General features: G+C 70.0%; 17 protein-coding genes. 12 read left to right on the top strand and 5 right to left on the bottom strand.

Annotated elements, in window-relative coordinates; translation table 11 throughout:
* Window positions 1-121 precede the first annotated feature (121 nt).
* The 10 genes from ABZ855_RS26415 (at window position 122) to ABZ855_RS26370 (ending at window position 17,527) form a co-directional block, all read left to right on the top strand.
* Window positions 122-2,479 (top strand): VWA domain-containing protein, encoded by a 2,358-nt coding sequence (locus ABZ855_RS26415; RefSeq protein ID WP_360810842.1) that lies wholly within the window; start codon window positions 122-124, stop codon window positions 2,477-2,479.
* Between the two features lie 166 nt (window positions 2,480-2,645).
* Window positions 2,646-6,743 (top strand): tubulin-like doman-containing protein, encoded by a 4,098-nt coding sequence (locus tag ABZ855_RS26410; protein WP_360810840.1) that lies wholly within the window; start codon window positions 2,646-2,648, stop codon window positions 6,741-6,743.
* Entirely contained in the window at window positions 6,740-9,577 is a 2,838-nt protein-coding gene (locus ABZ855_RS26405; RefSeq protein WP_360810838.1) for a hypothetical protein, read from the top strand. The genes ABZ855_RS26410 and ABZ855_RS26405 overlap by 4 nt, the downstream gene beginning before the upstream one ends.
* Window positions 9,574-11,820, top strand: coding sequence for a hypothetical protein (locus ABZ855_RS26400; protein WP_360810837.1), 2,247 nt, complete (start codon window positions 9,574-9,576; stop codon window positions 11,818-11,820). The genes ABZ855_RS26405 and ABZ855_RS26400 overlap by 4 nt, the downstream gene beginning before the upstream one ends.
* Complete coding sequence (locus tag ABZ855_RS26395; RefSeq protein WP_360810835.1) at window positions 11,817-13,733, top strand: hypothetical protein; 1,917 nt, start codon at window positions 11,817-11,819, stop codon at window positions 13,731-13,733. The genes ABZ855_RS26400 and ABZ855_RS26395 overlap by 4 nt, the downstream gene beginning before the upstream one ends.
* A 66-nt stretch (window positions 13,734-13,799) precedes the next feature.
* Window positions 13,800-14,318 (top strand): hypothetical protein, encoded by a 519-nt coding sequence (locus ABZ855_RS26390; protein WP_360810833.1) that lies wholly within the window; start codon window positions 13,800-13,802, stop codon window positions 14,316-14,318.
* A gap of 195 nt (window positions 14,319-14,513) precedes the next feature.
* Entirely contained in the window at window positions 14,514-15,857 is a 1,344-nt protein-coding gene (locus ABZ855_RS26385; protein ID WP_360810831.1) for a lipase family protein, read from the top strand.
* Between the two features lie 97 nt (window positions 15,858-15,954).
* The gene (locus ABZ855_RS26380) at window positions 15,955-16,170 is read left to right on the top strand and encodes a hypothetical protein (RefSeq protein WP_360810829.1); all 216 of its coding nucleotides are present in this window, start codon (window positions 15,955-15,957) and stop codon (window positions 16,168-16,170) included.
* Between the two features lie 241 nt (window positions 16,171-16,411).
* On the top strand, window positions 16,412-17,017 hold the full coding sequence (locus ABZ855_RS26375; protein WP_360810827.1) for a response regulator transcription factor: 606 nt from the start codon (window positions 16,412-16,414) through the stop codon (window positions 17,015-17,017).
* 123 nt (window positions 17,018-17,140) lie between these two features.
* Complete coding sequence (locus ABZ855_RS26370) at window positions 17,141-17,527, top strand: hypothetical protein (protein ID WP_360810825.1); 387 nt, start codon at window positions 17,141-17,143, stop codon at window positions 17,525-17,527.
* 249 nt (window positions 17,528-17,776) lie between these two features.
* Here ABZ855_RS26370 and ABZ855_RS26365 read toward each other — a convergent pair whose 3' ends face one another.
* Window positions 17,777-18,205, bottom strand: a complete 429-nt coding sequence (locus tag ABZ855_RS26365; protein WP_360811052.1) for an ATP-binding protein — start codon at window positions 18,203-18,205, stop codon at window positions 17,777-17,779.
* Between the two features lie 427 nt (window positions 18,206-18,632).
* Between ABZ855_RS26365 and ABZ855_RS26360 the strand changes: the two genes are divergently transcribed.
* Window positions 18,633-19,472 carry a hypothetical protein gene (locus ABZ855_RS26360; protein WP_360810823.1) on the top strand — a complete coding sequence of 280 codons (840 nt, stop codon included), beginning with the start codon at window positions 18,633-18,635 and terminating at the stop codon, window positions 19,470-19,472.
* Between the two features lie 135 nt (window positions 19,473-19,607).
* Window positions 19,608-20,150 (top strand): GNAT family N-acetyltransferase, encoded by a 543-nt coding sequence (locus ABZ855_RS26355; protein ID WP_360810821.1) that lies wholly within the window; start codon window positions 19,608-19,610, stop codon window positions 20,148-20,150.
* Between the two features lie 210 nt (window positions 20,151-20,360).
* Here ABZ855_RS26355 and ABZ855_RS26350 read toward each other — a convergent pair whose 3' ends face one another.
* The 4 genes from ABZ855_RS26350 to ABZ855_RS26335 form a co-directional block, all read right to left on the bottom strand.
* The gene (locus ABZ855_RS26350) at window positions 20,361-20,714 is read right to left on the bottom strand and encodes a hypothetical protein (RefSeq protein ID WP_360810819.1); all 354 of its coding nucleotides are present in this window, start codon (window positions 20,712-20,714) and stop codon (window positions 20,361-20,363) included.
* A 237-nt stretch (window positions 20,715-20,951) separates the two neighbouring features.
* Window positions 20,952-21,110, bottom strand: coding sequence for a hypothetical protein (locus ABZ855_RS26345; RefSeq protein ID WP_360810817.1), 159 nt, complete (start codon window positions 21,108-21,110; stop codon window positions 20,952-20,954).
* The gene (locus tag ABZ855_RS26340; RefSeq protein ID WP_360810816.1) at window positions 21,107-21,232 is read right to left on the bottom strand and encodes a hypothetical protein; all 126 of its coding nucleotides are present in this window, start codon (window positions 21,230-21,232) and stop codon (window positions 21,107-21,109) included. The genes ABZ855_RS26345 and ABZ855_RS26340 overlap by 4 nt, the downstream gene beginning before the upstream one ends.
* A 109-nt stretch (window positions 21,233-21,341) precedes the next feature.
* Complete coding sequence (locus tag ABZ855_RS26335; protein ID WP_360810814.1) at window positions 21,342-21,887, bottom strand: hypothetical protein; 546 nt, start codon at window positions 21,885-21,887, stop codon at window positions 21,342-21,344.
* Window positions 21,888-22,013 lie beyond the last annotated feature (126 nt).

Genomic DNA, 22,013 nt, shown 5'->3' with positions numbered 1-22,013 from the left:
GCACGAGCCGGGGCCCGGCCAAATTTCACCTATCACGACGTATCGGCGTGCACCACGCAACCCGTACGCGCCGAGTAGCGACGATCCAGGAACACCGGAAAACGGGAAACAGGGGACGGCCGTGGGACGAGTGGGACGAGTCAACGGAGTACGAGAGACAAGAAAGGGCGGGGCGCGCCGCGCCGCGCTCGCCGTGCTGGGCGCCACCGCGGTGCTCATATCCCTGTCGGCGCCCACCGGTCGGTACTCCGGCTCGGACGCCCTACCGGTGGCGGAGACCGAACCGGCGTTCCCCGCGGTCGACTACGCGGTCGCCGTGGACGAGTCGGCCAGCCTCGCGGACGCGGACATGGCGGTCGAGAAGGCCGCCGCCGCACGTATCGCACTGGGTGACGTGTCCGCGTCCTCCCGGATCACGGTGTTCGGTTTCGCGGCTGCCGAGGGCCCCGGCCAGCACGTCGTGGACCCCGTCTGCTCCCGGACGACGCTGGACGCGGCCGGGCGCAAGAAGATCGCCGGCTGCGTAGACGCACTGCGCAAACGCAAGGACGGCGAGGGCACGGGCACAGACTTCCCGAGCGCGATCACGCAGGGCGTGCACGACCTCACCACCGGCCTGGACAGCGGCGAACCGGTACGGCCCCGGGTCCTGTTCCTCCTCACCGACGGGAAGATGGAGGTCGAGGACAGCCCCAAGTACGGCGACAAGGCACACCGCGCGGCCGAGGGCGAACGGAAGCTGACGCTCGCGCTGAAGGAGGCCGCCGCCCAGGGCGTGCAGATCTGGCCGCTCGGCTTCGGACCCGCGCCGGACGAGAAACAGCTCGCCCGGATCGCCGCCGGGGGCTACCAGAAGGGCTGTACCGAACTCCCCTCCGCCAAGCCGAGGGCCAGCAAGGTCTCCGGCGCGAAGGACGTCGCCACGAACCTCGAGCGCATCTTCGCCGCCGCCCACTGCATGCGGCACGTGGAGGGCCCCGAACCGCAACGCCCGCCCGCGACCCTGAAGATCGCCATCTCCCCGCTGGCGACCGTGGGGAGCATCGTCGTCGACAAGGGCGACCCGAAGGTACGGATCACCTACACCGACCCGGCCGGCAACAAAGTGCCGACGTCCGGCCCCTTCCACGGGTCGAGCTTCGAACTGGCGGGCTCCACCGGCACCGTGGAGGCGCTGAAGATCGTCGATCCGCTGCCCGGCGTGTGGAAGGTGCGCGCCGAGGCCCCGGAGGGGCACCGCTCGCTGCCCGTCGCCGTCAGCGTGCTGTGGCAGGGCGAACTGGGCGGCGCCATCAGCCTCACCCCGTCCTCCCCGCAGGCCGGCGACCGGATCACTGTGACGATGCGCGTCCAGACCCGCGAGGGCTACCAGATCACGGACCCGCGCGACTACGCGGGACTGCGCGTCAGGAGCGAGCTCACCGGCGACGGTTTCGACCCGCGCCCGCTCACCCTCACCGACGACGGCAAGGGCGAGGACGAGAAGGCGAGCGACGGTACGTTCACCGGCACCGCCGAGGTCCCGGCGGGCGCCCACGGGGCGCTGAAGGCGAGCGCGACACTGACCGCCGCCGGGCTGAGCTCCGACACCCGCAGTGAGGGCGGCAGGATCGCCGACAGCGAGCCGCCCGTCACCACCGCCCTGGAGTTCACTCGCGCCGACGTCCACCCCGGCGCCAGGATCACGAGCACCCTCGACCTCCACAACACCCAGAACACCCCGCACACCCTGAAGCTGTCCGTCAGCAACCACAAGGCGGGCCTGCTCACCGTCACCCCCACCGAACTCACCCTGAAACCGGGCGAGTCCACCACCCGCGAGGTCACCGTCGAGGTCGCCCCCGCCGATGCTTTCGGCGACCGCCTCACCGACGACGGGCTGACCCTGGCGGGCGATGTCACGGTCGTCGACACCACCGACGACAACCTCGCCGTCGGGCACGCCCCGCTGAACGTGCACGTGACGCCCGAGCCCGGCATCTGGGACAAGTACTGGTGGGGGTTCCTGGCCGCCGCCGTCCTGGTCGCCGCGAGCGTCGCGGCCGTCCTCGCCCTGCTGCGGCTGCGCCGCGCCCGCCGCGACCCGCGCGGGCTGGTGCTGCGGCTGGTCGACGAGCACGGCGAGTTCCTGCCCGGCGAGCACGTGGCCGGGTCCGGACAGAAGCAGTGGTACGAGTTCGGCGTCGCCGAGGCCCACATCAGCCCCCGTATCGAACGCCGCGCACACGGCCCGTACGCCGTCCAGCGCAACCCCAACGGAGGCGCGATCCTGCGCCGGCGCGGCGGCGGCCGGAGCGCCCTGTCGGCCAACGCCCCCGTCGAGCTGACCGACGGCCTGAGCCTCGCCCTGGGCGAGGAAACCCACAAGGCCCGCAAGCCCCGCAGGCAAAAGAGCACCCCGCCCCCCACAGCCACCGCCCCCGGCACCGACACCGGCGGACAGAACAGCACAAAAACCTTCGACCAGACGTACCTCTGAAGGGGCCGCAGGCCCCCTTCAGGGGCGCGGGGAACTGCGCGACCAGCCCCAACGGCGCCGCAGCATCCACACCACCCACGGACATACCGAGCACGCCCGACTTACCGAGCACGCCTGACATACCAAGCAAGAACACGCGGCCCAGCCGTGAGCGGGGAGGAAACCCATGAAGATCTTCCAGCCGATGCTCTTCGTCGGCCTGGGCGGCACCGGCGGCCTGGTCGGCGCCGAACTGGAACGCAGGCTGCGCACCGAACTGTGCGGCCCCGACGGCTCGGCCCTGAGCAACCGGCTCAGCGGCAACGCCCCCTACCAGCTGCCCGACTGCCTCCAGTTCGTGTACGCGGACTACAGCGAGTCGGACCTGATGCGGCTGCCGCAGTTCAACGTCGACCCGTCGCTGCGCGCCGCCTACTCCCGCACCTCACGGGCCACCCACGACCTGCTGCCGAACTTCGACAGCTCGCCCGAGGTCACCAAGATGCTCCGGGCCAGCATGCGCGGCGAGGTCGCCGACTGGCTGCCGCCGCGCACCGACGAACCCCGCGTCACCCCGCTCCACAACGGCGCCGGACAGTTGCCGACCGTCGGACGTGCCGCCCTGTTCGCGACGCTCCGGCACGGCCTCAACCCGGTGCTGACCCCGCTGCTCCAGGCGATCGACGCGATGGCCAGAGCCGGGGGCGAACTCGCCGAGCTGGGCGGCGGAAAGGTCACCGGCTGCGATGTGTTCGTCGCCTTCTCGGTGGCCGGCGGAACGGGCGCCGGGATCTTCCTGGACTACCTCCACCTCATCAACCACGCCTTCCAGCTGCGCCGGTTCAACGGCGTGAAGATCTACCCGCTGGTCGTCATGCCGTCCTCGTTCAACTCCGCCACCGGCGGCGGACGCGAGGCCGAACTCAACGCGGCCCGCGCCCTCGTCGACCTGTTCCGGCTGGTGGACGGGCAGAACGCGCCGACCGAGGGCGCCGAGATCGGCGACCTCGACCAGAGCGCCGGGCTCGGCGTCCGCTACCCGGGCACCCAGCCGATCCGGCTGCGCACCGGCATCCTGCCCACCTCGTTCCTGTTCAGCCCGACCGCCGGTATCCGCGCCGACGACCTGCGCCGCTCCATCGTGTCCCTGGTGATGTCGCTGATCGGCACCGAACTCGGCGACACCCGCACCCGGGGCCGCACCACCGTCAGCGACGACGACTTCCAGACCTTCGCCGCGAGCTTCATCAACCGGGGCGTGCACCGCAGCGCCCTCTCCCCCACCGGCATCGGCCGCCAGGGCGTCTCCACCAGCCTCGTCGCGTCGATGACCGTCCCCATGGACCAGCTCGCCGACCTGGTCGCCGGCCGGATGCTGCGCGAGGCGGTCACCGACCTCGTGGAACGACCCCGGACCTCGCTGCGCGAGACGACCGTCCCGATGATCCGGCAGCTGTTCGCCGACTCCCACCTCGAAGAGCTGTGGGAGCGGCGGCAGTTGCCCGTCCTGGACCCCGAACCGCTGCCGCGCGGCGGCAAGGCCGTCGAGGCGGCGCTCGGCGAGCGCCTCTCCGACATGCAGCGGCTGCTGGCCGACCTGCGGTCCGTCACCGAACGCTCCGCCGCCACCATGGCCGACCGGTTCTCCCCGCGCCCCGCCATCGACAAGCTGCTCCTGAACGTGGACCCCTTCCACGCCGACCGCGTCGTGCGGGGCGTTCCCGCGACCGACACCGACGACCCGATCGCCCGCCTCGGCTTCCTCGGCATGCTCGACAACCGCTCCCGCGCCCCGCAACGCCCGCCGGGCATGACCGACCAGCCGCCCAAGATCCCCCGTATCAAGGGGCGGCTCGCCGGTATGTCACCGGCCCGCTGGGGCGACGACGACGTCCAGGCCGCCCTCCAGGAACAGGATGCCTGGTACCAGTGGCGCTGCCGGACCATCTGGCACGAGGCCTGGCGCGAACAGCAGCAGCATTGGCGGGCCGCCGCCGACACCGCCGGCGCGGACATCGCCCGGCTCGTCAACGCCTTCCGCGCGCACAGCGACCAGGAGCGCAAGGTGTCCGCGCAGAAGGGCCTCGAACTGTACGAGGACCGCACGGGCATCTCGTACCTCCTCCCGCCCCAGCGCACCCTCAACCACTTCTACGAGGACCTCGTCACGAGGCTGATCCGCCGCGAGGGTCTGCGCGAGACGGAGGACGCGGCGGCGCTGCTGCTCAAGCTGGTCGACGGGGAGACCTGGCGTGACGTCCACGCGCTCAGCAGGCGCAGCCCCGACAGCGCGGTGTCGGTCGTCAAGGCCCAACTGGAGAGCAGGATCACCCGGTTGTTCGCCGAGGGCGGCGAACGGCTCGAGGAACGGCCCCTGTTGCCATCCATGAGCACCTTGCTGGCCGCCGCCGCAGGCGACTCCGACGCCACAGACCAGGTCAGCAAGGAGGCCCTCGACCTGTTCGGCCGCAAGCTGACCGGGCTGCTGCCGGTCGGCTTCACCCCGGAGGGCACCGGACCCCTGCGGGTGCTGGTCACCTACCCGCGCGTGGAGGCAGTCGACGAGGTCGAGCAGTACCTCGGCAAGGCGCTGCGGCTGCCCTCCGACGCGCGGAACTCCGTTGAATACAGGGGAGTTGAGAGCGACTCGGTGACGGTCGTCCTCTTCCGCAGCGAGATGAGCCTCACGCAGGTGCCGGAGGCTCGCAAGGTGCTGCGCCAGTGGGCCAGGGCCAAGGACAACGAGCAGGCCCAGGACGTCCTGCGCTGGCGCCAGCGGCTCGGCTACCGGGACAGCTGGATGGTCAGCGGCGAGGAGGACCGCCGCGTCATCCTGCACCGGCTGCTGTGCTGCATGTGGAACGGCCAGGTCGACGTCGTCGACGGCGAGACCGCGTCCCCCGACCGCGTCCGACTGCGCCTGCACCCCGAGCAGGGCCCCCAAGTGCCGGGCGTGCGCCTAAGGTTGGGCGATTTCCCGGGCGGCGTCTCCAGCTGGGCAGAACTGCTCCGCTCCTACGAACGCTGGACCGTCCTCGACGACGAACGCACCGTCGAGGACTACTGCCGCGAACTGATGGGCGCCCAGCCGACGGGCCTGACCCGCAGCGGCAGCGACCCGCACCCCCTGTTCGTCGAACTCGTCGAGAAGATCGCCCCACGCCAGCTGGAACTCCTCGCGGAACGCCGCGAACGCGACGGCGAACGCGTCGAGGGCTGGGTACGCCCCCTGTGGGAGTTCTGGGCGGAGACCCTCCCGGCCGCCCTGGACACCGAGTTCGGCGACCAGCGCGCGGTCCAGCCAACCCTGCGCACGCTCCTCGAACACGTCCGAGGAGACACCCCGACCGCCCGCCGCCGCCCGCAACGAGAAACCCCCCGCCGCCCGGCCGACGACGAGGACGACTGGGGCACGACACCACCCCGCACCCCGAACCCCGATCCCACGGACCGCCCCCACCGCACGCCGGGGGCCGACTACGAGGAGCGGTACGACGACCGCGGGCGCGGCGAAGAGGGCTACGGCAACACCGGCGGCCACGGTGGCGGCAGGTCACGCTTCTCGTCCGAGGGTGACGACAACTCCCGTGCGTACGGCGGCGGTTCACGCTCCACAGCCGGGGACGGCAACGCCCGCGGAGACGGTCGCCACCGCGACGACGACTACAGCACCGCCGACGACTACGGGAGCAGGCCACGCGCCTCTGCCGAGGACGACGACAACACCCGTACGTATGGCGGCGGTTCACGCTCCGCAGCAGCCGGGGACGGCGACGCCCGCGGAGACGGTCGCCACCGCGACGACGACTACAGCACCGCCGACGACTACGGGAGCAGGCCACGCGCCTCTGCCGAGGACCACGACAACACCCGCGCGTACGGCGGCAGTTCACGCTCCGCAGCAGCCGGGGACGGCGACGCCCGCCACCGCGACCGCGACGACGACTACGGCACGACCGGCGGCTACGGCGGCAGGGCCCGCTTCTCCGGCGACGGTGACGACAACTCCCGTATGCGTGGAGCCAATTCACGCTCGGCCGCCGATGACCCCGACCCCGACGCCGACGACTACGGCACCGCCGGTGCGTACCGCGGTGGTTCGCGGTCCTCCGAGGAGCGTGAGCGGCGGGACGACGGGCGGGTCAACGGGTCCCCCTACGGCACGGAGCGCCCCTCCGCCCCCTGGGACCAGCCCGACGACGATCCCGACGCACGTCACCGGGACGAGCGCCGGTACGAGCGCCGGGACGGCGACAGCTCTCCCTGGGACGGAGACTCACAGTGAGCGTGTCTGCGAGCTTCGGGGGATTCGGCCCCGTCGTCATCCCGCTCGACCTGCGTGCCGGGGCGGCGGAACTGGACACCGCCCCCGCACTGCGGGCCCGCGTCGCACGCCGGCTCGCCCAGGCCGGGCAGCCGGAGCCCGAGGACCCGTTGTTCCTGGTCACCGACACCCCGGCCGGTCTCACCGACCACCAGCGCCAGTACGAACTCCTCGCCGCCTACCGGGCCGTGGGCGAGGTCAGGATCCTGGTCCTGCTGGTGGGCAGCGCGCCCGGTTCCTACGCGGGCGAGGACGAGGCGTTCCGCCCCGACCGACGGCTGCTGCGCCCCGCAGTCCTGCGTTCCAACCGTACGGCGATCCTGTGGGCCGGTGACCTGCGCTCCGCGCGCACGGCGGCCGAGCATCCCGCGCACGACGACCCGGACGCGCTGGCCGTCCTGGTGGACGTGCTGTCCGTACCGGACGTCTACCAGCGCGTCCTGACGGACCTGACCGCACTGCCGGACGCGGTCGCCGCACCCGGCGTACGCCTCCTGGAGCAGGATCTGCCGCCCGACGTACGGGACAGGGCCTGGCGCGACGCGCTCACCCGCTTCGCCGGCCAGGACACCGACCACGCCGCACCGGCGGCCGTCGCGTTCGGCGCCGATCTCCCTGAGCCACTAAGGGTGTTGGCGACCGGCCGAAGCGGCCGCGACCAGCGGCACCGGCAGCCCGGCGGCCTGGCCGACGAGGCCTACCGTGCCTGCGCGGACGCCCTCGACTACGCGGACGAGGCCCTGGCCGGGCTGCGTACCCTGCCAGGTCTGCTGCGTCCCACGCGCCGGACGACCTTCGAGGCGGACCTGGACCAGGCCCGCCAGGCCCTCGACGACTACCAGTCGCTCGTCCGCAGGGCCCTGACCAGCGGCACAGGCTCCGGCACGGCGTCCTCGACCGCCGAGGCGGCGGCCCAACTCACCGAGCTGGGGCTGCGCTTGCCCACGACGGAGGGCATGCGCGACCGGATCGGCGAGGGCCTGCGCGAATACGCCGAGAAACTCCTGGGCCAGGGCCTCGCCCTGCGCTCGATGGCCCAGAGATTCACGGCCCTGGCAGGCCGAGTGGAACCGGTACCGAACTCAGCCCTCCTCCCCAAACTCACCGAGTTCGGCAGCACCCCCCTAGGGGCGCGAGGAACTGCGCGACAAGCCACAACGAACCCGCAGCCGCAATACCCCCGTCCCCTCGCCTCAGTAGGCGCCGCATTCACCGGGGCCCTGCTGAGCGCCCTATGGCAGGGCCCCCTCCTCACACTGGCCCTCATCGCCCCGCTCCTCTTCCTCACCGTCTCTCTCCTGGGCGCGACCCGACTGCGCGGCGTCGGCAGGCCGGGCCGGTGGTGGGCCCTCGGCCCACAGCTCGCGGCCTGGGCCGGCGCCCTGACCGGCGCACTGGTCGCGCACGCGACCGACCCCGCCCCCTGGCTGAGCACATCCGCCCTGCTGCTCGGCCTGTGCGCGGCGGCGGAAACGGCCCGCCGCCTGTGGCGCGGCGCCGCCGACGCGTGGGCCCCGGGCCACGCCACCGCCGCACTCCGCCGGTCTCTGGCCGGCCTCGACGCCCTGCTCGCCAAGGGCGTCCAGGAGCACTGGGCCGTCGAGGAACGCCTCAACTGCGCCGACGCGGCCCGTTCCGTCGCCGGTGTGCTGCGGGCGACCGCGGCTGCGGCGGAGGCCGAGGCGGTCCCCGAGCCCGAACGGGCGGCGACCGTCGGAGGCGGGGGCGGCGCGTACGACACGTACAGGGAAGGGGAGTTCGCGGCGGACGACTGGCTGTCGAGCACCCCGGACGCGTTCTCGGGGACCGGCGACGGCCCCGCCGACGACAAGGGCGACGACGACTGGATGAGCGCGTACGCCTGGCCGGACGCCCCGTCCTGGGACGGCGACGCCGACGCCACGGACCCGGCGGACGACGCCGACACCCCCGTACCCCCCAGGAGGCCGCACCCCGCCCCGCCCGACTCACCGCGGCCGAACGGCGGCGTCGACCGGACGCCGCTCTGGCTGGACCGGGAGACCGCCGAGGGCGGCCCGGAACTGGTCGCCACGCTCACCTCCGACCTCGCCGACGCCGCCATGGAGGCGATGCGGTCCTACTGGGGCGCCGTGGAACGCGGCCAGGCGGGCACGCTCGCCGCGACCCGTATCGAGGGGCGCGTCGCCGAACTCCTGTCGACGGCCCGCAGGCACCTGCGCGCCAACGGAGTGCTGGCCGCGCCGCCCTTCCCCACCGCCCGCCGCACCCGGCCCGCCCCGGCGAACCTGCTGGGCACCGACCCGCAGGTGCTGGCCGGACTGGTCGGCGCGGAGACCGACCGGCAGGCCGTCGTCCAACTGTCCTCACCCGAACAGGGCTCGCTGCTCAGCCGCGACCCGGGGGCCGCGCTGTGGATCAGGTTCGCGCCGCTGGCCGTACGCGACGAGGTCGAGAAGGTGTGGCGTACGAACGGTTCGGGCCGGCCGGAGGAGGTGGAATGGACGTCGTCGGGACGGTACGCGGGCCTGCTGCGCCTCACCCCGCTGCGCTCGGGCGTGGTCGACACCTTCCGCCCCCGCCACGACACCGACGGGGACGGACACGACGGCCCGTACGACAGCCCGTACGAAAGCCGGTACGAGACCCGCTACGAGAGCCGCTATGAGAGCGGCTACGAACGCTCGTACGAGAGCCCCTACGACGGCGCCCACGACAGCTCTCGCCACAGCTCTCGCGACAGCTCCCGCGACAGTTCCCACGACGGCGCCTATGACCAAGGCGCCTATGACCGAGGGGACGGCGACCGCTGGTGACCAGTGCCACCCATCCCAGGCCGGAGCGACCCGAGCGACCCGAGCGACCCGAGCGGTCGGCGGGTCCCGAGGGGCCCGTCGACGCCAAGCTCGGCTTCAGCACCCCCTCCGGCCGCCGCCGGGTCGCCCGGGCCCGCTTCGGCCCCGAGTCCCGGCGCGACCCGCAACTGCCCCCGCTGATCCGCAACGCCCTCCTCGACGACCGGGGCCAGGGGCAGCGCTGCGTACAAGTGCGCCTCTCCGCCGCCGACGCGACGGAACCGGCCGCCCGCGCCCTCCTCGACACCGAGGCGGGCACCGCGCTGCGCCTGCACCGGCTCGTCGAGGGCACGGAGTACGCCCCCCTCTTCCCCCGGCTCATCGGCTACGAGCTGGACACCGCCGAGCCGTTCCTCCTGTACGACCCGCCGCGCGGCGCGACCGCCGCGAAGACCCACGTCATGTCGTCGACCGACCAACGCGTCCTCACCCGCGACCTGATGCTCGCCCTGTGCCTGCTGGACGGCCAGGGCCTCGTCCCGCGCGGCATCTCGCCGGCCACCGTCCTCTGGGACGGCACCTCACTCCAGCTCTGGGGCCTGGAAGGGGTCGTCGGCGCAGGCCGCCCCCGTACCCAGTGGGGCCGGGCCCCCTATTCCTCCCCCGAACAGCGCCGCGGCGAGGGCGAGGTCGACTCCCGGGACGCGGTGTGGAGCGCGGCCCAGGTGCTCTACCGCCTGGTGACCGGCCGCGCCGGCCACCCCGACCGGGCCCCCGCCGACCTCGCCGAACACCGCGTCCTCGACGAGACCCTGCGCGAGGCCTTCGCCCCGAGGGCGAGCGCCCGCCCGACCCCCGCCCAGCTCCTCGACCTGCTGTCCCCGGGGACAGCCCGCCGCACCACGCTCACCCCGCCCGCCGAGGAGGCCCGCCAGGACCGCGAGGTCTTCGAACAGGCACTGCGCGCCAAACGCCAGGCGCCAGTGTCCCCGCACCCACTGAGGACGGGAGTAGAACCCGGTACGAGCCCGGGGGCGGGGGCGGGGCTCAGCGAGAGCGAGGTGCTCTGCCCGTACTGCCTGGAGACCATCCAGCTCGACCTGAACGCGCTGTACGTCACCGACAACCGGATGCAGTACCAGCCCCTGAACCTCGCGGGCATCGGCAAACTGCGCCGCCAGGACGTCATGCGGGGCGCCGTCCAGAAATGCACGGCGGACCCGGACTTCCAGGAGCACTACATCCCCGTCCCGTACCTCACCTACGGCCGCCCGCTGACGGTGGCGATGGTCGGCCAGTCCTCCACCGGCAAGAGTCATCTGCTGACCCAGATGATCGCCGAGATCACCGACGGCGGCCTCGAACCGTTCGGCCTCACCTGGCAGTCCGTCAACCCCGAACAGCACGCCCGCTTCGTACGGGAACGGGTGCAGCCCCTGCGCAACGGCCGCGTCCTGGACCACACCACCGGCGTGGGCCTGGACGGCTTCGCCCGTTTCGTCGAGTCCCTCCTCATCACCGACTCCAGAGGGCAGGTGCGTCCGGTCGCCTTCTTCGACCTGGGCGGCGAGGACCTCGTACGGACCGACTCGGCCCTGCGGTTCCTGCTCGGGATCGACGCCCTCGTCTTCGTCGTCGACCCCGTACTGGCGCTGCCGCTCCCGCAGTTGGACCACGCGAGGGAACGCGGGGGCGTCGAGGTCAACCGGGACGGCGACCTCGCCTTCGCGACGGTCCTGGACCGGCTGCCGAAGACCGGCCCGTACCTGGAGGTGGCGGCCACGATGGTGCTCGCCAAGGCCGACCTGCTGCGCTTCCAGTCGCCGGTCGACCGCTGGCTGGGCCGGGGGCCCCTCACCGCCCTCGACCCCGTCCAGCTGCGCGAGGAGAGCCAGGACGTCCACACGTTCCTGCGGCGCCACGCGGGGCAGGCCTGGCTGCGCCCGTTCGACGCGATCCGCCGGTGCACGCTGCACGTCGCGTCGGCCACCGGCGGCCAGGAGGACCAGGGCCGCTATCCGGCGGGGGCGGCCCCCCGGCGCGTACTGGAACCCCTGCTCTCGCTGCTGGCGATGCACGGCCTGATCGAGGTCCCCGGCGGCCCGGACGCGTTCGCGCGCGGCGAGGCGGCGGCCTGGGAGGCGGTACCGGCGGACGGGCCCGCCGACAAAGAGTTCGGCGTACCCGGGGCGCGCGGAGCCGGCGGGCCCGGACGGGAACAGGGCCGCGAACGAGGACGGGAACGGGGAGGGGAAGAGAAGTGAGCGAGTTCAGCGAGTCTCAGGGGACGTCCTCGATGCTGTCGGTGCCCTCGGTGGATCAGATCGTCTTCCGGTGGGAGGGCAACCTGGGCGGCCGGCAGGGAACCGGCATGCGGGCGGTCGCCCACTCCTGCCCGGCGGAACGGGCCGAGCAGTTCGGCCGTGACCTGGGCGCGTTGCTGTGGGTGTCCGGCCCGGGCGCGGCCCGCCCCAGCGTCGTACGCACCCTGTCCGGCGACGGCAAGGTCATGCTCGTCCAGCGCTGGCCCACCCTGGACCGCACCGGACGGCCCAGCACGATCAGCCATGTCCTGGTGGGCGCCCCCGGCACGCTGAAGACCCGGCAGTGCCTGGCTCTGGCGTACGGCGGCTGGGGAAACCGGAAGTCCGCGGAAGCGGCGACGGGCTCGAAGTCGAAGATCGAGTGCGCGACGCTCGACAGCCTCGTGCTCGATCGGCTGCCGATGATGCAGGCCAGACTGGAGAAGGTGCGGGGCGCGCTGATTCTGGCGACGGCGGAGTGGCTGCGCGACCCGGCGCAACGGGTGTCGTTCCTCGTCGAGGGCGAGGAGGAGACGAGAAGGAAGGGCAGGCTGCCGGGCTGGCCGGACCAGGACGACGCCCCGCTGGTCTACCTGGGCCTGTTCCTCCTCTTCCACGACTGGCCGGGCCACGAGTGGACGTTCGCGACGTACGACACCGTCGACACCCACCCCCTGCGCCTGACGTCGGTCCCCCGCTGGGAACAGGACACCGGCGGCTACGGCCCCCTGGCCAGGATCATGGGCGGCAACACGACGGACCCCCGCTTCGAACACCAGGCGGCGTCCCGTCTGGTCGACCATCTCCTCGCCCACCCGTACGCCGCGGCGGGCGTACCCCAGCTGGCGGGTGAGCTGAGCGACGGCGCGACGATGGACTGGGAGCGCCGAAAGGACCTGCTGAGGAGAATCCTGAGTGCGGACCGCCGACGCGCCGACACCGTCCGCCCGGAAACAGTCCGCCCGGAAACCCCACCGACACCGATGGACCCGCCGCCTCCTCCCCCGCGACAACCACCGGAGCAGCAACCCGAGTACGAGGAGCAGCAGCCCCCCTACCAGCACCTCCCCCAGCCCCAGCCCCTCTCCCAGCCCCTCCCCCAGCCCCAGTTCCAGCCCCCGCCGCCGTACCGCGTCGCACCGCAGCACGAGGAACCCCAACCCCCGTACGCACACGCCCCGCACCACCCCCACCAGCTCCACGAGGACCTGCGCCACCACGAACGCGGGAACCAGATGCAACGCAGCATCTTGATGGCGCAGTTGCACGAACTCCCCGACGACGTACTGCTCAACGAACTTCGCTCCGACGAACTCCCCCCGGAATCGGTGGAGTTGCTGCTCAGCGAACTGGGCACCCACCAGCGCCTCACCACCCGTCCTCTGGAGATGCAACAAGCCCTGTGCGAGCACGCACTCAGCAAGAACCTGTACCTGACGCCCCACGGAGGAACCGGCGGCCCCATGTCGGGCGCGGCCCAGGCGAGCCGGGCGGCCCACCTCTTCACCTGGGCCGTCGCCCCGCTGGCCCGCGACAAGCGCTATAAGCGCGACCTGCACGAACTGATGGAGCTGATGAGCCGGTCCCCCCACCCCATCGGGAGCAACTGGCTGGCGCAGAGCATCCTTTCGCCGCCGCACGGCAAGGTTCCCGACCTCCCGCCATCGGTATGGCGACAGCTGCTGCACGATGCCCTGACCCGCGAGGAGAAACCCCAACCGGCCACCGTTCCCCCGCCCCCCTCACCCGTCGCACCGGATTCCCCGGCCTCCATGTCCCGCCTCTCCGAGCTGTCGAACAACGTGGGTTGTGTGGTGGGGGTGAGCTTCGCCGTGATCGTCGTACTGATCGCGATCGCGCTGATGGTGATGTGAGGGGGCTGATGTGAGGGGGCTACGCTGACCGTCGTTTTCAAGACAGCGGCGGACGGGGAACAGCACATGTCCAGCAAGAGACGCCTGTTGGTGGCCGGTATGTCGATGGTCCTCATGGCCACCCTCGGCGCGTGCGGGAGCGGTGGCGACGGCGGTGGCGACGGAAAGGCCGCGGCCGGGGTCAGCGGCAGCGACCAGACCCTTCCGGATCCGACGCCGACGCCGACGAGGGAAACAGTCACCGGACTCCGCGAGGCCGTCCGCCACATCGCCCGGAAGACGGCCCGCGCGACCCGCCCCCACCTGGTCGAGAAGTGCAAGTCCACGACGGGCTCAAAGAAATCCAAGGGATCGAAGGGATCGAAGAGCACCCGCAAGTGCACGACGGTCCGCAACGGCACGGAGACGTACACACGGGTGATCCGCCAGGAACGCTGGTGCGTGAGCCTGGACGACGTGAACGGCGACACCGCGAAGGACGCCGTCTGGTACGAGGTGACCCACGCGACGTACACGAAGGTCAGCGCCGTCGACCGGCTCACCAAGGTGGAGTTCGCGCCGGAGGCCACGGGCTGCGACCGGTGACGCCCGACTTTGACGCCCGGCTCCCACAATTAGACAGCGAGTCAAGTTACTCAACCGTAACCTCACGACTGCTACCCGAGGTAACCGACCAGTAGGTACGGTCCAGGCGAACTACCCGGTACGGGTACGTCGAGGCCATTGTCGGCCTTGCCTCCCTGCCGTCACTCCTGCCCCCCGCTTCACAGGAGGTTCGCCATGCCCGCACGCAGACGGCTCCTGGCCGCAGCGCTCACCGCTGCGACTTGTCTGGGCGCTCAAACTCTGTCGTACGCCGCAACAGCCACAGCGGCGGACGCTGCCCCCACGGAGACGGTCGTGTCCCGGGGCGTGAAGATCCCGGCGTTCTACACCCCACCGACCACCCTTCCCACCCCCAACGGCGCGCTGATCCGCACCGAACCCCTCCCCCTGGCCCTCTCCCTCCCCACCCTCGACGGCCCCCTGCCCGGCCGGGCAACGCGCCTGATGTACAAGTCCACGGACTCGAACGGCGCCCCGGTCGCCGTCACCGGCGCGTACATCGAACCGACGGCGCCATGGAAGGGCGGCGGCCCACGCCCGCTGGTCGCGGTGGCCCCGGGCACGATGGGCCAGGGCGACCAGTGCGCGGCGTCCATGGGCCTGGAGCACCCGCTGAGCCTCAACGGCCGTACGATCTCGGTCGGTTACGAGGACGTCGCCATCTACCGCCTCCTGGCGACCGGCACCGCGGTCGTCGTCACGGACTATGCCGGCCTGGGCGCGACGGACCGCCTCCACACGTACGTCAACCGCCTCGACGAGGCCCACGCGGTACTGGACGCGGTACGCGCAGCCCGTTCCGTCCCCGGCACCTCGGTCACGCCCGCCTCCCGGGTGGGCCTGTTCGGCTACAGCCAGGGCGGCGGAGCAACAGCGGCAGCGGCGGAACTCCAGCCCGCCTACGCCCCCGACATCACCCTCGCCGGCACCTACTCGGGAGCTCCACCGGCCGACCTGACCGCGGTCACGGAGGCGATCGACGGCAGCGAACTCTCGGGCGCGCTGGCCTGGTCGCTCAACGGCTTCCTCCAGTCGGACCCCACCCTGAGGCCGATAGCGGAGGCCCACCTGAACGCGAAGGGCAGGGCAGCCCTGACCGACCTGTCGACGATGTGCGTGGGCGACGCCCTGCTGGGCTACGGCTACACGAAGAGCACGAAGTGGACGACCGACGGCAAGTCCATCTCCGACATCATCGCGTCCACCCCGGCCCTCCAGACCTTCCTGAACAGCCAGCGCATCGGCACTCTCACCCCCTCGGGCCCGATCCGCATAGCGACGGGCATCAGCGACAACCTGGTCCCACACGCCCAGGCCCGCCAACTGGCAAAGGACTGGTGCGCGAAGGGCGCGAACGTCACGTACAGGCCGGTGATCCTGCCGAACGTGATCAGCCCACTCCTCAACCACTTCACCCCACTCCTCACAGACCAGGGCAACGCGGTGAACTGGCTGACGGACCGCTTGTCGGGCAAGCAGGCGAGATCGAACTGCGGGGCGTTGCCGATCTTGCCGTGAGGCGGTGAGACGACGAGTCGCCGACAGGGCGGGCCGCCGACAGCTGGGGCGCAAGCCGCGAAGGCAGCCAAACCGGCCCGCCTGTCATGATCAGGCCGTGAACGAGTCCTCGCTTCTTGACCGACTGGACAGAGCCCTCGACCGGGTAGGACCGATCCCGGCCGCCGTCCTGCTCGCGTTCGGCATCGATCGCTATCGCGACGGCGGCTCCATCGGCTGGCCGATCGGCGGTGCGGTGATGCTGCTGGCCAGCTTCTGGGTGATCTACCGAGGACGGGCGCGCGGCAGGAAAGGGGACGCCAGGAAGCCGTAGCTCTCACCCCTCCCCACCTCGGACGGGCTACCCCGGCGTGCCGGAGTCCGTCACCCGACCGAGGCTGAGGAACAAGGCGTGTCCGTCGGCCGAGAGCACGCGCGAGATCGGCAAGATCGGAGACGTCCATGTGCGGTTCGGGCCAGTTGCCGGCCACGGTCACGCCCGAGCCGGGCGTGCATCGCCGGCCGCTGCGCACACGCGCGCGACCGCGCACGCTGCCGCTCCTCGGGCGTCACCTGTGACCACCGAACTCGTACGCATCGCGGTCGTCGGAGACTGCCCCGTCTTCCGGCACGGCATCTCGCAACTCATCGGCACCGCTCCCGACCTGCACCTGGTGGCGGCCGTACCGTCGGTCGAGAGCGCGGACGGCGGCCTGCGTGGCGCGGAGGTCGTCCTGATGGACCTCCAGCAGTCCGCCCCGAAACTCGCGGCGACGGTGACGAAGCTACGCAGAAAGGGCCACGCCGTCCTGGTCGTGTCGTCCTCACCGCAGGTCGACGCGGTCCAGGTGATCCAGGCGGGCGCGAGCGGCTACGTGAGCCGTCAGGCGGAGGCGAACGAAGTACTGACCGCGATCCGGACGGTGGGGTCCGGCCGCGGTTATGTATCCGCACCGGCCAGCCAACTGGTAGGCCGCTCCCTCCGTTTCACGGACCGGGAGCAGGAAATCCTGTGCCTTCTCGCCAATGGTGCAACCGACCATGAAATCGCCACCGCATTGAAAATCAGCAAGCACACCGTACATTCGCACCTCGACCGAATCGGCGAGAAAGCGGGTTCTCGACGCCGCCCCGACCTGACCAGAATCGCCGTCGAAAATGGCCTCACCTGCCTGGATTAGCACCCACCGTGGGTAGTTCTACCCCGCTGGCAGTGGGTAATCGTTACCCTTGACCTCCACTGACTGATCCAAGACCGTTGAAAAAGACCACTGACGTAAAACAGGGATCAGCTGGGAGAGATCATGCGCAATCGTCTCGCAATCCTCACCGTCGCTACGCTGCTGCCTCTTACGGGAGGGGCCTCGCTCGCGGCAGCCAGTCAGGCGGACGCGCTCGCTCCAATCGGTAAAGTCACGCTCACTGGGACAGTCGAGGACTGCGATAGCGACTCTTCTCCCACCGACGTGAAGATTAAGGCGGGAACCGAAACGAAGGTCGACAACTCACTCGCCGGAAACAGCAACTCGTACTCGGTCACCTTCAAGAAGATTCCCACGGGCGGCACCGCAACAGGCAAGGCGACCGTGACCTGCGAGGACGAAACCACGTACAAGGCGGCAAACTTCACGATCAAGGGTTCACCCAACACGTCCACCGTGAAGCAGAAGCAGAACCTTGAGCCGCAGTAGCAACCGGTTAGTCGATCGGGCCGGGTTTCGCGACGGCGAGGCCCGGCCCGATCGGCTGCTCGCCCAGGTGAAACTTGCTTACGACGCCGCTGATGCAGGATTTGGCCGTTAGTTCTGAGTTCATTCAGGAACGCTGCGATCTCAGTTTCCCAAGCGCCACCGACATCCCGCCCCGCACGTCGGTGACGATGGCGCGTCGCCCCGCCTCATGGTCGTACACCTCACCCCCGACCCATGCCTTGCCGTTCTTCACCCTGTCCTCCCCTCATATCGAAGTTCGCCCCAGACCTGTTTGCCCCAGCGGTAGACATCGGTGCCCCAACGCTCAGCAACCGCGTCCATCAGGACCAGCCCCCGCCCACCCAGCAACAGTTCCTCGCCGTCGGACTTCGTGATCTCCGGCATGGTGCGGGACTTGTCGACCACGCCGATCCGCACATTCCGCTCGCTCGGGCGGGAGATGACGACCCGGATCAGACGGCTGTTCGTATGCTTCACGGCGTTGGCCACCAGCTCGGAGACGAGGAGCGTCCCGGTATCGGTCAACTCATGCAAGCCCCATGCGGCCAGCGCCGTTCTCACGAGTTTGCGGGCGACCTCGGCACTCTCCTCCAGGCAGGGAAAGGTCTCGGAGTATCCGGGATGCCCCGTGGGGCGTGGCTGCGCTGACACGATCATCTGGACCTCAGGGGTGTCGGTGTACGACGGCCTACCTCCAGTCAACGGCCGTACGTCCGCGCCGAGGAGGAAAAATCCACTGGCCGCACATCGCAGCGAACCGGAAATTTCCCGCACTCAACCTCACTGAAGTGACCTCAATGGTTACCGTGGGCGCATGGAGGGGAACGCGCGCCTCATCAGCGCCATGGTCCAGCTGGGCCTCAAACAGGCCGAGTTGGCTGAAGCCGTCAACGACGTCCTGCACGCTCAAGGTCACGACGGAACGGTGAGCGACCGTACGGTCCGAAACTGGATGACCGGAAGAACCAGGTGGCCCCACACCCGCCAACGGGAAGCCTTACGAACAGTATTCGGATGTACGCCCGAGGAACTGGGCTTCAGCCGACCAGCGGCAACACGCCCCACCACCGAACCGGAGTCCCCCGTGAGGCGCAGGAACTTCCTCACCACTACGACCGGCACAGCCGCTGCCGTCATCGTTCCCGACTCCCGCCCCCTCACCGTCGGCACCTCAGATGTGATCCGGCTTCGCTTCGGCCTGGACGCCTTGATGGAACTGGACGACAGCAGAGGAGGACACGAGGGACTTGAACGGGCCGCCCTCGCAGGAGCGGCCGAAGCACTCGAGAAACTGTCCAAGGCTGCTTCGCAGCGGATTCGCCTCCGCCTGTTCTCCATCGCCGCCGACTACACCGCCACCGCAGCTTGGTCCGCCCTCGACGCCCGCAAGCTCGTCAAGGCGAACGACCACCTGAACCAGGCTCTTTACCTCGCCGGAATGGCCAGGGACCCCATCGGGCAACTGAGGGTCTGGAACTCATTCGCGATGCTCGCCCACCAGCGCGGACTACACACCCAAGCAGTGGACGCCGGGTACGCGGCACAGTCCACCGCGATCACCCGCCGGGATCCGTTCTTCTCATCCCTCGCCCACGCAAGGACAGCGATCGGGCATTCGAACCTCGGCGACCGGCAGGCCGCCATCCGCTCCCTCGGCTGCGCCCAAGAAGCCCTGAACAAGGCCTCTCCGGATGAGCCCCGCCCCTCCTGGGTCGCCTTCTACGGGCCGGCCGAACTCACCGCGATGACCTCGATCGTCCGCGACCGTATCGGCGATTCCGCACAGGCCGAAGCCGCTTCCCACAAGGCTCTGGCCAGCATCCCCAAGCAGTTTCGCCGGAACCGGGCCCTCGCCACGACACCGGCTCGCCCTCGCGCAATTGCACCAGCGGGACATCGACCAGGCGTGCGCAACCGCCTCTGAGGCATTCGAGTTGATGGCAGGCGACCCAATCCCCGGACGGATGCGATCTCTCCTCGGTGACTACTACCGCGACTTGATCACCCTTGCACCGGACGCCGACATCGCACGAGAGTGGGAAGACCGTTACAGAGCCGAATGGAGTCGGTCTTGAGTGCCGCTGATCTGGTCGTCCGCCGCTATACGCACGCCGACCTGCCGAAGATCCGCCAGACCCTGATCGACATACACGCCGACGCCTACGCGAACGCCATGGACGACGAGTTCAACCAGCGCTTCCCCTGGTTCGTCGACCACTGGGGAAACAACCCCGCCTTCGACTGCGTGATCGCGTACGACGGCGACGAGGGGGCAGCCTTCGCGTACGGAGCCCCGGCGCCCCCGTACCGCGAGTGGTGGCGCGAACACCTGAAGCCGGCACCGGCGGCCACCCGGACGTTCTCCTACTCGGAGCTGGCGGTCCGCACGAACTACCGGAAAACCGGCCTGTCCAAGCTGATTACCCGTGCCCTCTTGGATGAACGGAACGAGGACCTCGTGGTCCTTCTCGTAGATACCGAACACCCCAGAGTCCAGACGCTGTACGAGTCCTGGAGCTTCCGAAAGGTCGGAGAACGACAGCCGTTCCCGGACTCCCCGGTGTACGCAGTCATGGTCGCGGAACTGCCGCTCTCAACCTGATCTAGGTGCTCGGTCGCCGCGTCTTCGGGGCTGAACTGTTCGACTCTGATGAGGAGTCCTGCCGAGCCCGAAGACGCCCACCACCGCGACGTCCTGGCCGCGGAGCGAAAGGAACGTGCCCGCATCCGCAGCGAGAAAGGTATCCGCTGGGGTGGACGCCCTCTCGTCGTCGCGGCCTGAATAACTCGGCGAACCTATGCGATTGCAGCACTAACCAGCCGAACCGACCAGAGTCTCGAAGCCTGAGCTATCGCAGTAAGACACTGCACGAGCCTCAGCTCCGATGTCACCACCGACCGCGTTGACGGTGTCATCGAGGATGTGGCTGCCACCGTGTTCAATGCCTTCCCGGTCAAGCCTATTCGAGGCGTCGATGACCGCATGCGCTGCTGATTCGGTGTGGCCGAACTCGGATGACTGGACATTCTGCCCATCACTGGCATCGGTGTCTGCAACGCTCGCTGTCGTGGCGTGCTTGGCGTCCTGCCAGGACCCCAGCTTGGTGCAGTAATCCCGCTGCCACTCCTTGGCCTGTGCTGGATCGCCTGACGAACAACTGCTCATCAGGACAGCGGCAACTACAGCGGCCGCTGCTCGTCTGACTGCTCGTGCACTCCTACCGCTGTGCGGCATGGGCACTCCCTTCCCGAAGCTGTCGACACGGAGTATGAATCAAGAGGGTGTCACCCTGCGCCGATCTACCCGCGGCATCAGCACTTGCTCAGCAAGGACTACGCATTCGAGCGTGGAAGTTTCCGCATGTCCCGCCGGGCCGTGCAGCGCGTGGCGTACCCCGTGAGGTCAGCCCTGATCAGCGCGGAGCAGGGCGGCCATCTCTTCCAGCGAGACCGACCCCTCCGCGCCCTCCGACTCCGCTTCGTCGGCCAGCCGGTTGAGCCACACCTCCTCGGAGTTCTCCGCGATCTCCCGCAGGCACTGGTATTCATGGATGCCGATCACGCGGCCTCCTGCTTGCCACGCCGAGTGATGATCGTCGGAGTGTCCTCCCCGCGAGCGCGATCGATGGCGGCAGCGAGGTGAGTGCGGACAGCGGCCATGGATTCGATCACGGGGTCAGCCATCTCACCAACGTAGTAGGGGCAGCAGATGTACGTGGGCGGGTACTACAGAAGCGAAAGTAATTGGGCTCCGCCGACGACTTCACGCGGAATCCCGCCGCTGCGACATGCGTCAGCTCGGCCGCTGGAAGCGTCCTGTCTGCCAGATCGGGTCGTCGGGGCCAGGGCGTCCGTCGAGGCGTTGGAGTGGGTCGCCGGTGATTGAGAGATGGCGGCGGGCTACGGCGATGAAACTCCCTTGTGCTGCCACGACTTTCCCACGAAGGTCCAGCCAGTTCTCCTCGGGAGTCAACCCCCGCCGAACGGTGATGTGAAACCGCCAGATCTCCTCGTCAATGGCATGGGCGGCTTCTGCGATGTCCTGTCTGGCCACGAGGTTGATGATGGCGAGGGCCTCGTTCCACGGGCGCCAGTCAACTGTGGTGGGGGCCAGCACGCCTTGAGGGAGGTCGGCGGGTCGGTCGCGGTCCATGTCGCTGAGACCTACGAGCACCGAGGATGATTCCCGCAGCACGCGGGCGCACGCTGTCGCCTGCTGTTCCCTGATCCAGTGTCGGTCCTGAGCTCTCCTGCCGACCACGCTCCCGGCGAACACTCCGATCAGCGTGGTCATCACGGCCCCGACCGGGGCTGCCAGTTGGGCCAGCAGTGCCGTCATGTCGTCATTCTGGCGATGACTCGTCGGCTTGAGTAGCGTCCTGTCTCGCCGCGCTGCGCCCGGGGGCCGGCTGCAGCACGCCGGAGCCTGGCGTCAGAGGCCGTTCAGGGACCCGTAGATCACAGG

The organism is Streptomyces sp. NPDC047042 (assembly GCF_040644035.1).
GTDB lineage: Bacteria > Actinomycetota > Actinomycetes > Streptomycetales > Streptomycetaceae > Streptomyces.
The sequence above is the reverse complement of the archived record's forward strand: the minus strand, read 5'-3'. Positions and strand labels throughout refer to the sequence as shown.

What these genes read in the sequence shown, in the direction of transcription:
- ABZ855_RS26410 (WP_360810840.1), top strand. Translation starts at nt 2,646, where the DNA reads ATGAAGATCTTCCAGCCGATGCTCTTCGTCGGCCTGGGCGGCACCGGC.
- ABZ855_RS26355 (WP_360810821.1), top strand. Translation starts at nt 19,608, where the DNA reads ATGGAGTCGGTCTTGAGTGCCGCTGATCTGGTCGTCCGCCGCTATACG.
- ABZ855_RS26370 (WP_360810825.1), top strand. Translation starts at nt 17,141, where the DNA reads ATGCGCAATCGTCTCGCAATCCTCACCGTCGCTACGCTGCTGCCTCTT.
- ABZ855_RS26385 (WP_360810831.1), top strand. Translation starts at nt 14,514, where the DNA reads ATGCCCGCACGCAGACGGCTCCTGGCCGCAGCGCTCACCGCTGCGACT.
- ABZ855_RS26350 (WP_360810819.1), bottom strand. Translation starts at nt 20,714, where the DNA reads ATGAGCAGTTGTTCGTCAGGCGATCCAGCACAGGCCAAGGAGTGGCAG.
- ABZ855_RS26390 (WP_360810833.1), top strand. Translation starts at nt 13,800, where the DNA reads ATGTCCAGCAAGAGACGCCTGTTGGTGGCCGGTATGTCGATGGTCCTC.
- ABZ855_RS26335 (WP_360810814.1), bottom strand. Translation starts at nt 21,887, where the DNA reads ATGACGGCACTGCTGGCCCAACTGGCAGCCCCGGTCGGGGCCGTGATG.
- ABZ855_RS26365 (WP_360811052.1), bottom strand. Translation starts at nt 18,205, where the DNA reads ATGATCGTGTCAGCGCAGCCACGCCCCACGGGGCATCCCGGATACTCC.
- ABZ855_RS26340 (WP_360810816.1), bottom strand. Translation starts at nt 21,232, where the DNA reads ATGGCTGACCCCGTGATCGAATCCATGGCCGCTGTCCGCACTCACCTC.